Here is a 13,196-nt window from a genome sequence, read left to right as displayed (position 1 = left end):
TGTGCAGGAGAACCGGCTCATTGGCCGGCAAATTGCGCCCGCCCTAGCTTAAATCGGGCGTATGGTCAAACAGACGGCGGTGTTCCTTCAAGGCGTAGGTGTCCGTCATCCCCGCCAGGAAATCGGCGACACTGCGCGCCTTGATGCGATCCTCCGCCCGGTCGAGCCCTTCGCGCCAGCCGTCCGGCATGGCGCGCGGATCGGCGAAATAGACGTCGAACAGGTCGCGCACGATCTGCTCGGCATCGCCGCGCACGCGCATCACCTCATCGTGCCGGTAGAGATGCTTGTAGAGAAACGCCTTCAATTCCTTCTCGGTCGCCGCCATTTCGGCGGAAAACGTCACCATCGTCTCGCCCGCCGCCCGCACCGCCTCGGCACTGCCGGGCTTGATGCGCTCCAGATTGGCGGTGGTCGAAACGATGACGTCCTCGACCATCATGGTGATCTGACGGCGCATCAGCTCATGGCCGGTGCGCACATCGTCGAGGCCAGGATAGCGCGCGCGCACGCTTTCCAGAATGGATCCCGGCAGCGCAACCGTTTCCAGCATATCCAGCGTCAGGAAGCCTGAGCGCAGGCCGTCGTCTATGTCATGGGTGTTGTAGGCGATGTCGTCGGCGATCGCCGCGCACTGCGCCTCTATGCCGGCGAAATGGCCGAGCTCCAGGTCGTGCAGCTCGGAATAGTCTCGGATCGCCTGCGGCACCGGGCCCTTCAGGCCTTTACCCTTCGAATCGGTCAAAGGACCATTGTGCTTGACCAGGCCTTCCAGCGTTTCCCAGGTCAGGTTCAGCCCGTCGAACTCGGCATAGCGCCGCTCCAGCCGCGTCACCACCCGCAGCGACTGCGCGTTGTGGTCGAAGCCGCCCCATTGGGACATCCGCTCGTTCAGCGCGTCCTCGCCGGTATGGCCGAACGGCGTGTGGCCGAAATCGTGCACCAGGGCGACCGCCTCGGCCAGATCCTCGTCGCCGCGCAAGGCCCGCGCCAAAGCCCGCGCAATCTGCGCCACCTCGATCGAATGCGTCAGCCGGGTGCGGTAGTGGTCGCCTTCATGCGCCACGAACACCTGCGTCTTGTGCTTCAGCCGGCGGAAGGCGGTGGAATGGATGATGCGGTCGCGGTCGCGCTGAAACGGCGTGCGGGTCGGGCTCTCGACCTCTTCATAGAGGCGACCCCGCGACTTTGCCGGGTCACTGGCATAGGCCGCTCGCGGCCGATAGCCGAACCCAATGTCGCCAAGCTCATTTGTCATGGCTGATGCCGCCGCAGTTGACTTGCCCCTTCCCGCTTCATACCTATCATGTGAAACTGAAAGCAAGGTGACGCCCATGGGCGCTGATGCCAAGACTGCCATGAAAGTCGAGATGACCGAGTCGGCCGCCAGGCGGATCGCGAAAATCGTCTCTGGCGAAGCCGGCAAGACGGCGCTGCGCGTCTCCGTCGAAGGCGGCGGCTGCTCGGGCTTTTCCTACAAATTTGATCTGGTCGACACGCGCAATGCCGACGACGTCGCCATCGAGAAGGACGGCGCCACCGTGCTGATCGACGATCTGTCGCTGGTCTATATGGGCGGCTCGGTCATCGACTTCGTCGACGATCTGATGGGTCAGTCGTTCCAGATCCGCAACCCCAATGCAGTCGCCTCCTGCGGCTGCGGCACGAGCTTCAGCATTTGAAGATATGAAGCCGTTTCTCGAGGGCCATGAGGATCCTGTTACGGTTCTCCTCGCCCGCGAGATGGAAGCGATTTCCGATGCGGACATCGTTGAGTGGGCAAACCGACACGCGGCACCCGAGTCCTATGTCCATGATCCCGATTATACCCAGCTTGTGCGTTTCAACCGACGCAATCCCGACAACGGTGGAAAGCCCCGACAATGTCTGATGTCGCTGGTTGGCCGCGTCTTCCCCGAATTCGACTATAAATCCCAGGCAGCCCACGACATAGCCCGGACGCTGTTCCTCAGGCGCATTCGCAGCTACCTCGACGGCGACCTCGAACCCATGCAGATTTGTCGGATGGTGACGCCGATAGAAGATGCATACGACCATCCGCCCTGGCTCGGCGGCCTCTACGACGCTTGTGACTGGATGGACGAGCGCACAACGCGCGGCCAGGCCACACATCTCAGGGACGAGATCGAACAGATACTCTCGGACGATGGCGAGAGCCCGCGCTTCGGAGCCGCAGAATGAGCGGCGTCGGCGCGGTTCGTCAGCTCGCGCTGTCGGCCGGGCGCGATCTCGATGTCACGCTGGCCTTCTGGCGCGACGTGCTCGGCCTGGGTGTTCACGCCCGCTACGATCCGCCGGGCATTGCGTTCATCATGGCCGGTCCTGTGCGCCTGCTGTTCACCGACGGCGTGCCGGCCGGCACCGTCTATCTCGACATAGCTGGGCTCGAAGCCTTCCACGCCGAGGCGAAAGCATCCGGCGTCCCCTTCACCGCGCCGCCCGCGCTTGTCCATCGCGATACCGAAGGCACGTTCGGTCCAGCGGGGGAAAGCGAGTGGATGGCCTTTCTAAAGGACCCGGCAGGCAATACGATCGGGCTTGTCGAACGTCTCCCGCCCGAACATCCCTGAGGCCGCCCATGAAAATCGTCACCTTGAACATCAACGGCGTGCGCGCGCGCATCGGCAACCTTACTCATTGGCTGAGCGAAAGCCAGCCCGACATCGTCTGCCTGCAGGAGATCAAGACGGTCGACGAGCAGTTCCCGCGCGCCGAGATCGAGGCGCTGGGCTACAATGTCGAAACCCATGGCCAGAAAGGTTTTAACGGTGTCGCTTTGCTGTCGAAGCTGCCCTTCGACGAGGTCACCAGGGGCCTGCCCGGCGACGACACGGATGAGCAGGCGCGCTTCATCGAGGGCGTGTTCTCGACCGACAAGGGCGCGCTGCGCGTCGCCTCGCTCTATTTGCCCAACGGCAACCCGATCGATGACGACAAGAAATTCCCTTACAAGCTGGCCTGGATGGAGCGGCTGCATCGCTGGGCCGAGCAGCGCCTGCTGCTGGAAGAGGCGCTGGTGCTGGCCGGCGACTACAATGTCATCCCCGAGCCGATCGACGCGCGGTTTCCTGAGAACTGGCTGGGCGATGCGCTGTTCCAGCCGCAGACCCGGCAGGCCTTCCGCCGGCTGAAGAATCTCGGCTTCACCGAGGCGGTGCGCGCCGTCACCGACGCGGCCGATGTCTACACCTTCTGGGATTACCAGGCCGGCGCCTGGCAGAAGAACAACGGCATCCGCATCGACCATCTGCTGTTGTCGCCCGAAGCCGCCAACCGTTTTTCCGCAGCCTCGATCGAAAAGCACGTACGTGCCTGGGAAAAACCGTCCGACCATGTGCCGGTGGCGATCGATCTGGCCTTGCTGCCCGCCTGATATCAGCCCAAACCCTGATATCGCCACAATCGCGCCGTTGATTTGGAAATCAGCATGGCTGGGGTTCCATGACTATACGATTACTTCTTTGTCCGATCGGCCTGGCATTTGCCATGGTCGCCCCTGCAGCGGCTCTTGCCGATCAGGAATGCCTGGCTAACGGCAAGTCCTACCAGCTGGGCCAGGTCGCTTGCCTGACGGTTTCCGACCAGAGCCACATGGCCCGCTGCGACCTGGTGCTCAACAACACCTCGTGGACGAAGATCGACGACACCTGCCCCGACAACACGATGAAGCCGCACCTGAAGGTGACACCGATCTCGATGCCGGTACACAGAGCGGTTCCAGCGGAACCTACCGCGAACTGATAGGTCGGGAGCTGATCTCCCCCCTCGTGGGGGAGATGCCCGGCAGGGCAGAGGGGGGCGCTGTCCTGCCAGCTTATCGTGCGATCGCAGCTGGGTAGGCCTCAACATTTTGTAGGTTGGACGAGAGGTCGCGATCCTTCGCGCCCCCCTCTGGCCTGCCGGCCATCTCCCCCACAAGGGGGGAGATCAGCGCACGACCCTTACTGGTCGTCGCCGCCGCCCTTGGTGAGAATATCATCGGCCAGCGATATGGCGGTGCGGCGGTCGGCTTCGCCGGCGGCGGCAAAGGCTTCTTCCTGCATGCCGCGGATCCACGGCTGGTCGGCCGGCGAAGCGCGTTCGAGCGCCGCCGTCATCATTGCCAGCCCGCGCACGATCTTGCCGCTCTGGAACAGAAGATTGCCGAGCGTCGCCTGGGCGCCGGCATGGCCCTTTTCGGCGGCGAGCTGGAACCAGCGGCCAGCCTGCTTGACGCTGGCCTTCACGCCGCCCTCGCCCTTCAGGAACATCTGGCCCATCTCGAACTGGGCGTTCGGATTGCGGTAGTTGGCGGCCGCGCGCATGTAATATTCCTGCGCCGCGACCTCGTTTTCCTCGACAGGGCTGCCGGGAATGCCGGTCCTCAGATAGTCGCCCAGCGCCACCAGTGCGTCGGAGACATAGCTTTCCTCCGGCGAGCCCGGCTCGACATCCTGATCGACGATCTCGGAGAAGAATTTGAAGGCCGCGTAGTCGTCGCGGGTCACCCCGTCGCCTTCGGCATACATGCGTGCAAGCTTCCAGGTCGCGCCGATCTGGCCGTTTTCGGCGGCGTATTTATAGGCTTCGACCGCCTGTTCCTTGTGGCCGCTCTTGTAGGCCGAGAAGCCGAACTGGAACACGGCCCACGGGCTGGACTGCGGCTTCACGCCGGTCTTGTCGTCGAACACCTTGTCGTCGAAGGCCATGGCCTGGCCCACGGCGCCAAAGATCGCGACAGCGACCAGTGCCGGAAGGACAGACGACCTCAACAACTCAGATATCCGCATAGCAGTGTGTTTCTTTGGCACCGCCGGGATGGGTGACCGCGCCGTCGCGGGCAGGCCCTACCGTCTGTGCATATTTCCAGATCGCGCCTGACTGATAGTCGGTCGTGCGCGCCTTCCAAGCCTTCGCCCTCGTTGCCAGTTCAGCCTCGGACAGGTCGACCTCGATCGTGCCTTTGGTTGCGTCGATCGAGATCACGTCACCATCCTTCAGCAGCCCGATCGGGCCGCCAACGGCTGCTTCTGGCCCGACATGGCCGATGCAGAACCCGCGCGTCGCGCCCGAAAAACGGCCATCGGTGATGAGGGCTACCTTGCCGCCCATGCCCTGGCCGTAGAGCGCCGCCGTCGTCGACAACATCTCGCGCATCCCCGGGCCGCCGCGCGGACCTTCGTAGCGGATGACGAGAACCTCGCCTTCCCGGTAGTTGCGGTGCGTGACCGCCTCGAAACATTCCTCTTCCGAATCGAAACAGCGTGCCGGGCCTGAGAATTTCAGCTCCGTCATGCCCGCGACCTTCACGATCGCACCTTCGGGGGCAAGGTTGCCCTTCAAGCCCACGACACCGCCGGTTTGGGTGATTGGTCGGTTGGCGGGACGGACCACATCCTGGCTATCATTCCAGGCAACGTGCTCCATGTTTTCGGCCAAAGTACGGCCAGTCACGGTCAGGCAGTCGCCATGCAGATAGCCGTGGTCGAGCAGCGTCTTCATCAACAGCGGAATGCCGCCGGCCTCGAACATGTCCTTGGCGACATATTTACCGCCCGGCTTGAGGTCGGCGATGTAGGGCGTCTTCTCGAAAATCGCCGCGACGTCGAACAGGTCGAACTTGATGCCTGCCTCGTGTGCGATCGCCGGCAGGTGCAGCGCCGCATTGGTCGAGCCGCCGGTGGCCGACACCACGGTCGCCGCGTTCTCCAGCGCTTTCAGCGTGACGATGTCGCGCGGCCGGATGTTTTTGGCGATCAGCTCCATGATCTTTTCGCCGGAGGCGAAGTTGAAGCGGTCGCGCATTTCGTAGGGCGCCGGCGCGCCGCAGGAATAGGGCAGCGCGAGACCAATCGCCTCGGCGACGGTTGCCATCGTGTTGGCGGTGAACTGGGCGCCGCAGGAGCCGGCCGACGGACAGGCTGCCTGCTCGATCTCCAGCAGCTCGGCATCGCTGACCGTGCCGACCGAATGCTGGCCGACCGCCTCGAACACATCCTGCACGGTGATCTGGCGGCCGCGATAGGAGCCTGGCAGGATCGAGCCGCCATAGATGAAGATCGACGGCACGTTGAGCCGCACCATGGCCATCATCATGCCGGGCAGCGACTTGTCGCAGCCGGCGAGGCCGACCAGCGCATCGTAGCAATGGCCGCGCATGGTGAGTTCGACCGAATCGGCGATGACATCGCGCGACACCAGCGACGACTTCATGCCCTGGTGGCCCATGGCGATGCCGTCGGTGACGGTGATGGTGCAGAATTCGCGCGGCGTGCCGTTGGCGGCCGCGACGCCCTTCTTGACCACTTGCGCCTGGCGCATCAGCGAGATGTTGCAAGGGGCGGCTTCGTTCCAGCAGGAGGCGACGCCGACCAGCGGCTGCGCGATCTCGGCTGCCGACAGGCCCATGGCATAGAGATACGAACGGTGCGGCGCACGCGCCGGACCGACGGTCACATGGCGGCTCGGGAGCTTGGCCTTGGAAATGACTTTGGCGTCCATACTCTTCCTTGCCGCGGGCGGTGCGGCCTGCCCCATCGCCGAGCCTTCTGGCGCGTGTCCCGAGACAAATTCGAGGTGCGCCGGGTTTATGGCGGGAAATGGGCAATTTCCTTGAGCAGAACTCTAGCGCGGGGGTTGTTCAGAAACTGTTGCCAAAACGTCACAATCGCGAGAGGCCAATTTCTGCGGCGGATTTGCAACGCCGGCGCGTGCCGGGACGACCAGGCGCCTTCCTCCCAAAGAAAAAGGCCGGGCAGTGCCCGGCCTTTTTCTCTTCAATTTTAAAAGCTTACCACTTCACCTTCAACGAGGTCGAAACAGCCGAGACCAGATCGTTGCCAAAGTCGGCGGTATAATCCGTACCGTAGGTGACGCCGTCGTCGCCCACGACAGGATGGATCGACCCGCTGGTAAGTACGCCCAGCGCACCGCCAAGACGAACCTCGACGTTCTGGGTCGGGGTGTAGGACACGCCACCGCTGACCGTCCAGGTGTCGGTCTGGGCGCTCAGACCGGTGGAGGTTCCGCGGTCCCAGGTCAGGCCGACCGCGCCGCTAATCTGATCATTGAATTTGTGGCCAATACCGCCGGAAACCGTCCAGCCGTCCCTATAGAGCAGATCAAGCGATGTAACACGAGTGGGGCCGGTGGTGGTGCAAGCTACCGGCGCGCCGGTCGGGCAGAACGGTATGCTCTGCAACACACTCCAATTGACCCACTTTATGGATCCAAAGGCGAGCCAACCCGGGGCAATGCCTGACTGGAGCTTGAGTTCCAAAGACTCAGGCACCTCGGAAGCGCCGCTTACGTTGGTTATGCGACCCAAAATTGGATTGGTAGGGTCGAGGAACCCGGGAACCTGGGTTAGATCAAGCGTCCCGTCCAAATTGTCCAGCTTGACGGCCGAATTATAGACCAGGCTGGCGCGTAGCGCGATCTCAGGAATTTCGTAGGCGGCGCCCACGCGCCATCCATAACCGTCGCCCTTCAGATCGAGGCGACCAATTCCCGTCACCCCCAATATTGGAGGAAGGGGAGCGACCAGCTGCTCCTTATAGCCTGAAACGTCTTCGTGAAACACACCGCCGATGAAACGAACCTGTCCTTTGCCGAGGTCCATCTTGTACGAGCAGGTCCCGCCCACGGCCTCGCTCTTGACCTTGGTCACGATATTGCCGTTCGCACCGGCCCAATTGGCGCCGGGATTGCTGTACGCACCGATCGGCTGGCCATAATCGATAAGACAATCGACCGGCCCGATACCGGTCTTGATGCCCATGCTCGGAACCCAATAGCTTTCGGTGTCGCGGGCACTGTTGGGGAGGCCAAGCAGGTTGAGCGGGCCGTCAGCCGGATTCGTATCCACCACATTCTTCAGATCGCGCTGCGGCATCACATAGGTGCCGGTAAATTCGGCCGTGACCTGCGCCGGATCGAACAGCAGGTCGATATCATAGCCGCCGCGCTCCAGGCCGCCGGCGTGCACGGAACCGATCAAGCCCAGCGAAAAACACCCCGCCCCCAGCAGTGTTTTCAAACGCAAATTGATCATGGATGTCCTCCCCGAAATACTAGTGCGTCAAGCTAGAACCAATTCGGGTTAACGGCGCAACAATGAATTCAGATAGCGTACATGTACACCTGAGCCGGCTGCCTTTCCGGCATTGCTGCTGATGCCGAAGCGAGGCCGAAAAACGGCTTTCCGGGGGCAAGTCGGCGAAAAAATTCTGTGAAACCCGTCACAAAAAGCTCAAAAACAAGCCCTTTCGGGGCTATTTGGCCCGATTGTTACATTATGGCAACAATGGGGCCAAAACTTTCCGTTTACGTCAACATTAACGCTACGGAATGCCTGTTTTTCGGGCAGGAGACCTGCCTCCACACAGCTTCCCCAGCGTCGCGAATCCGGCAACTCAGCCAGCATCGCGGACCCTGGTCAAAGCCACCGAAAGCTTCTCCTGCTGATCGCGGTATTCGTCGAGTTTTTCGCGCTCGGCTGCGACGATCTCTTCCGGCGCACTGGCGACGAATCGTTCGTTGGACAGCTTCTTGTGCAAGCGCGCGATTTCCTCGGTCACCTTGGCCAGCTCCTTCTGCAGCCGCGCCGCCTCGGCGGAAAGATCGATCAGGCTGCCGAGCGGCAGGCAGATCGTCGCCTCGTTGAGCACGATCTGGGCCGAGCCCTTCGGTGCGGCGTCCTGCAGCGAGATATCGCCGACCCGTGCCAGCCGCTGGATGGCGGAAGCATGGCGTTCCAGCCTCTGCTGGGTCTCGGCGCTGGCGCCGACCACCACCAGCGGCGCGATCGCCGCCGGCGGCACGTTCATCTCCGAGCGCACCGAGCGGATGCCGGAGACCAGATCGACCAGCCAGTTGATGTCGGCGGCCGCATCGGCGTCCTCGAAGTCCGGCGAAGGCCAGGCGGCGTGGCACAGCAGCGAGTCGCGCGTCCTGCCCTCGCCTGCCGTCTGCGCCCACAATTCCTCGGTCATGAACGGCATCATCGGGTGCAGCAGCTTGTAGATCTCGTCGAGCACGAAGGCGACGCAGGCGCGGCTTTCGGCCTTGGCCGCCTCGTCGGTGCCCATGAACACCGGCTTCAGCAGTTCCAGATACCAGTCGCAGAACAGGTTCCAGACGAAGCGGTAGGCAGCGCCCGCCGCTTCGTTGAAGCGATATGAGGTGATGCCCTCGGTGATCGCGTGCGACGCCCTGGTCAGCTCGGTCAGGATCCAGCGGTTGACCGGCAGCTTGGCGTCGTTCAGCCAGAAATCGTCGTTGCGCGCGACCTCGTTCATCTCGGCAAAGCGCGTCGCGTTCCACAGCTTGGTGCCGAAATTACGATAGCCGGCGATGCGCGCCGGATCGAGCTTCACATCGCGCCCCTGCGCGGCCATCACCGTCAGCGTAAAGCGCAGCGCATCGGCGCCAAACTCGTCGATGAGGTCGAGCGGATCGATGACGTTGCCTTTCGACTTCGACATCTTCTGCCCGTTCTTGTCGCGCACCAGCGCATGCACATAGACGGTGTGGAACGGCTCCTCGTGCATGAAGTGCAGGCCCATCATCATCATCCGGGCGACCCAGAAGAAGATGATGTCGAAGCCGGTCACCAGCACGTCGGTCTGGTAATAAGTCTTCAGCTCCGGCGTGTGATCCGGCCAGCCCAGCGTCGAGAACGGCCACAGCGCCGAGGAGAACCAGGTGTCGAGCACATCCTCGTCGCGGGTCAGGATCTCGCCCGGCTTGAAGGTTTCGAGCTTTTCCTCGACCCAGGCTTTCCATGGCCCTTCCAGCGCCAGGTAATATTCGATTGCCGCGCCCAGCGCCTCTTCCTCGGTCTTCTCGACAAAGACGCGGCCGTCCGGCCCGTACCAGGCCGGGATCTGATGGCCCCACCACAGCTGGCGCGAAATGCACCAGGGCTGGATGTTCTCCATCCAGTCGAAATAGGTCTTTTCCCAGTTCTTCGGCACGAAGTTGGTACGGCCTTCGCGCACCGAGGCGATCGCCGGTTTGGCGAGTTCGGCGGCATTGGCATACCACTGCTCGGTCAGGAACGGCTCGATCGGCACGCCGCCGCGGTCGCCATGCGGGACGGCGTGGCGGTGCGGTTCGATCTTGTCGAGGAAGCCGCCAGCCTCCATCAGCTCGACGATCTTCTTGCGCGCGACGAAACGGTCGAGACCGTCGAGCTCGTCCCAGACGGCCTGACGTTCCGGCGTGACCTCAAGGCCGGCGAGGAAGTCCTCGTTATCCCTAAGTTTTATGGCGGCCTCGATGGTCAGGATGTTGATCGCCGGCAGCTTGTGGCGCTTGCCGACCTCGAAATCGTTGAAGTCGTGCGCCGGCGTGATCTTGACCGCACCCGAGCCTTTTTCCGGATCGGAATACTCGTCAGCCACGACAGGGATCTTTCGGCCGACGATCGGCAGCACGATATTCTTTCCGACCAGATGCCGGTAGCGCTCGTCGTCCGGGTGCACGGCGACCGCCGTATCGCCCAGCATCGTCTCCGGGCGCGTCGTCGCCACGGTGATGAACGTCCCAGGATTTTCCGGATCGAAAACCTCGCCCTCGATCGGATAGCGGAAGTGCCAGAGATTGCCGTTGACCTCCTGCGGCTCGACCTCGAGGTCGGAGATCGCCGTCAACAGCTTGGGGTCCCAGTTCACAAGGCGCTTGTCCTTGTAGATCAGCCCTTGCTTGTAGAGCGTCACGAAGACTTCGAGCACGGCCTTGGACAGGCCCTCATCCATGGTGAAGCGTTCTCTGCTCCAGTCGGCCGAGGCGCCGAGCCGCTTCAGCTGGTTGAAGATGGCGCCGCCGGATTCGGCCTTCCACTCCCAGACCTTCTCGATGAACTGCTCGCGGGTGAGATCGCGGCGATGGATCTGTTTCTCCATCAGTTGGCGCTCGACCACCATCTGCGTGGCGATGCCGGCATGGTCCATGCCCGGCTGCCACAGCACGTTCTTGCCGCGCATGCGCTCGAAGCGCACGAGGATGTCCTGCAGCGTGTTGTTGAGCGCATGGCCCATATGCAGCGAGCCGGTGACGTTGGGCGGCGGGATGACGATGGTGAAGGCCTCCGCCCCCTCCTCGGCGCCGGCACCGGCGCGAAATGCGTCCGCCTCTTCCCAGATTTTGGCGATCTTCGGCTCGACGGTCTTTGCGTCGTAGGTCTTTTCAAGCATGGGAAAATGGTCCGCGCTGTCGGGATTTTGCTGGTTCGGTGTAAATCGGAAGGTCTTGGCCAAGTCAACCGCAAGGGCCGCCTCGGGTCATGAGAAGCAAATAGGCGTGGCGAGGATCGGATCAAGCGGGAGCTGTTCGCGATCTACTCATCAAGGATGGCAGCCCCCTATTCGCCGGAGACAGCCTTGTCACTCGCGCCTTGACCACTGATCCCAGCCATCTTAGGTTGCCAACGCTGCTGTAGGGCGCATCGGCTTCCAGCCGGAGGGGCATTGCCCGCCTACGCCACCTCAACCCCGCAATGCGCCCATGCCGACCCTCGAACACCACAAGAAACAGGCCAAGCTCTATCTCAAATGGCACCGCGAACGGTATTATCCCGTCGCCGCTGTGATTGGATGGCTCTTGCCGCGTTTTCACCATCTCAGCGACAGCCAGATCCTCGATCACGGCTTCAAGCTTGCCGATGCCCAGGAACTCGTCGCCAGGAAGTCAGGTTTCGAGAGCTGGCAGGCGCTGAAGGAAGGCCTTCAAACCGTGACCGATCATGCAGCAGCAGACACCGCAAAACCGCATCTTGCCTTTGCCGAGCCACAGCTCTTTGTCTGCGACATCGCAGCGGCTTGTAATTTCTACCGGCAAAAGCTCGGCTTCGAGACCCGCTTCACCTATGGCGAGCCGCCCTTCTACGCCCAAATCATCCGCGACGGCGCCCGGCTCAACTTGCGCCATGTCGACAAGCCTCCACTCGCCGCCAATTCGACCGATGACCTGCTGGCGGCGACGATCATTGTCGACAACATCAAGGCTCTGTTTCTGGAGTATCAGGCGGCCACGGCCACGTTCCACCAGGCGTTGCGGACCGAACCCTGGGGCTCCCGCACATTCATCGTCAAGGATCCCGACGGCAACCTCATCTGCTTCGCGACCAGCGCGGGCTGACCCCATCGACAAAAACGCCGCCTCATGGGCGGCGTTTCGACAAGTGATCGTTGGAGGAAATTACTGCGCGCCGCGCGCGACGCGCTCGATTTCCTCGCGCACCAAACGCTCGACCAGCGTCGGCAGATTGTTGTCCAGCCAGTCCTGCAGCATCGGCCGCAGCATCTCCTCGGCCATCTCGTCGAAAGTCTTCTTGCTGCGGCTGGCAAAGGCGTCGGAGAGCTCGCCGAAGGCGGCTGCGACCTGCCGTCCCGTGTGTTCCGAAACGATCGCCGGGCGAACCGGCGTCGCATCGGCCTGGCGCGCCTGCTCGCTGCGCGATGCGGCAGGCTCGAAAGCCATCTCAGCCGCGAAATCGTCATCGAAAGCCTCGATCTCCGCAACCGCAGCCTGTCGCTTCTCGGTCTCCTGCTGCCTGACCTCTTGCGGCCTGGCTTCCAGCGGCTTGGCCGCATCGGCGGGCTTTGCCTGGCTGCCGACGGCTGCAATTTCGCGCCGCCAGTCGGTGACGATCTGGTCGGTGGTTTCCGCCTTTGCCCGGGCCGGCGCCTCTGGCCTGGCCGCCGGGGCAGACTCGCTGGCTATCCTGGCACTCACTTCCGCCAGGGTCATCGGAGCGTGCGCAGGGGGCGCGACGGCCGTGGGAGCAGGATTTGCAGGCGTCGCGGGCTTCGCCGGAGCCGGCTCGGAACGCGGCTCCAGCCGCGCCACGACGGGCTCGGCCAGTTGAGCCTGCACTTCGGCCAGCGTCACCGGCTTCTTTACTTCGGGCGCGCTGTGCAGCTCGCTGCGGAAGGCCTCGACATCCGAGGCCGGCACGGCGGCTGGCGCAAGGTCCTGGCGCAACTCGTCGGCCTCGCCCGGCTGCTTGCGGCCGGTGTCGCTGTCTTCGATGATCCTTCTGATGGAAGCCAGTATTTCTTCCATGGAAGGTTCGCGCTGCGCGCTGCTTGCCGTCGCCATCGTCACATCCGCCGCCTTTGTGACCCATTCCTGGATTCCTGTCCGGCAAAGCCGAGCACGAATCATGGCAACAGCGTAGCCGACGGATCGCC

General features: G+C 62.8%; 12 protein-coding genes. 6 read left to right on the top strand and 6 right to left on the bottom strand.

Features of this window, described 5'->3' with window-relative positions; all coding sequences use genetic code 11:
- Positions 1-43: 43 nt before the first annotated feature.
- A complete protein-coding gene (locus AC1DYJ_RS11915) occupies positions 44-1,258 on the bottom strand; it encodes a deoxyguanosinetriphosphate triphosphohydrolase (RefSeq protein ID WP_477280987.1) in 1,215 nt (404 codons plus the stop codon).
- Between the two features lie 76 nt (positions 1,259-1,334).
- Here AC1DYJ_RS11915 and erpA point away from each other — a divergent pair, with 76 nt between their 5' ends.
- The 5 genes from erpA (at position 1,335) to AC1DYJ_RS11890 (ending at position 3,762) form a co-directional block, all read left to right on the top strand.
- The gene (erpA, locus tag AC1DYJ_RS11910) at positions 1,335-1,682 is read left to right on the top strand and encodes an iron-sulfur cluster insertion protein ErpA (RefSeq protein ID WP_477280985.1); all 348 of its coding nucleotides are present in this window, start codon (positions 1,335-1,337) and stop codon (positions 1,680-1,682) included.
- 4 nt (positions 1,683-1,686) lie between these two features.
- Complete coding sequence (locus AC1DYJ_RS11905; protein WP_477280983.1) at positions 1,687-2,202, top strand: hypothetical protein; 516 nt, start codon at positions 1,687-1,689, stop codon at positions 2,200-2,202.
- Complete coding sequence (locus AC1DYJ_RS11900; protein WP_477280982.1) at positions 2,199-2,591, top strand: VOC family protein; 393 nt, start codon at positions 2,199-2,201, stop codon at positions 2,589-2,591. Before AC1DYJ_RS11905 ends, AC1DYJ_RS11900 begins: the two co-directional genes overlap by 4 nt.
- An 8-nt stretch (positions 2,592-2,599) precedes the next feature.
- Positions 2,600-3,394 carry an exodeoxyribonuclease III gene (gene xth, locus AC1DYJ_RS11895; RefSeq protein WP_477280981.1) on the top strand — a complete coding sequence of 265 codons (795 nt, stop codon included), beginning with the start codon at positions 2,600-2,602 and terminating at the stop codon, positions 3,392-3,394.
- A gap of 68 nt (positions 3,395-3,462) precedes the next feature.
- Complete coding sequence (locus tag AC1DYJ_RS11890) at positions 3,463-3,762, top strand: hypothetical protein (RefSeq protein WP_477280979.1); 300 nt, start codon at positions 3,463-3,465, stop codon at positions 3,760-3,762.
- 200 nt (positions 3,763-3,962) lie between these two features.
- On the opposite strand, the gene AC1DYJ_RS11885 is transcribed toward AC1DYJ_RS11890, so the two are convergent.
- The 4 genes from AC1DYJ_RS11885 to AC1DYJ_RS11870 form a co-directional block, all read right to left on the bottom strand.
- Positions 3,963-4,790: a tetratricopeptide repeat protein gene (locus AC1DYJ_RS11885; RefSeq protein WP_477280977.1), complete on the bottom strand. Its 828-nt coding sequence runs from the start codon at positions 4,788-4,790 to the stop codon at positions 3,963-3,965.
- Complete coding sequence (ilvD, locus tag AC1DYJ_RS11880) at positions 4,777-6,501, bottom strand: dihydroxy-acid dehydratase (protein ID WP_352557449.1); 1,725 nt, start codon at positions 6,499-6,501, stop codon at positions 4,777-4,779. Before ilvD ends, AC1DYJ_RS11885 begins: the two co-directional genes overlap by 14 nt.
- A 289-nt stretch (positions 6,502-6,790) precedes the next feature.
- Complete coding sequence (locus AC1DYJ_RS11875; protein WP_477280975.1) at positions 6,791-8,053, bottom strand: OmpP1/FadL family transporter; 1,263 nt, start codon at positions 8,051-8,053, stop codon at positions 6,791-6,793.
- A gap of 361 nt (positions 8,054-8,414) precedes the next feature.
- Positions 8,415-11,198 (bottom strand): valine--tRNA ligase, encoded by a 2,784-nt coding sequence (locus AC1DYJ_RS11870; RefSeq protein WP_477280973.1) that lies wholly within the window; start codon positions 11,196-11,198, stop codon positions 8,415-8,417.
- A gap of 310 nt (positions 11,199-11,508) precedes the next feature.
- Between AC1DYJ_RS11870 and AC1DYJ_RS11865 the strand changes: the two genes are divergently transcribed.
- Positions 11,509-12,141, top strand: coding sequence for a bleomycin resistance protein (locus AC1DYJ_RS11865; protein ID WP_477280971.1), 633 nt, complete (start codon positions 11,509-11,511; stop codon positions 12,139-12,141).
- Positions 12,142-12,201: 60 nt separating this feature from the next.
- Here the strand turns inward: AC1DYJ_RS11865 and AC1DYJ_RS11860 are convergent, their stop codons facing one another.
- A complete protein-coding gene (locus tag AC1DYJ_RS11860; protein WP_477280969.1) occupies positions 12,202-13,104 on the bottom strand; it encodes a PopZ family protein in 903 nt (300 codons plus the stop codon).
- Between the last annotated feature and the right edge of the window lie 92 nt (positions 13,105-13,196).

This window comes from Mesorhizobium sp. P2_B11 (genome assembly GCF_056404855.1).
Note: the sequence above shows the minus strand (reverse complement) of the source record. Positions and strands in the feature narration are given on the sequence as shown.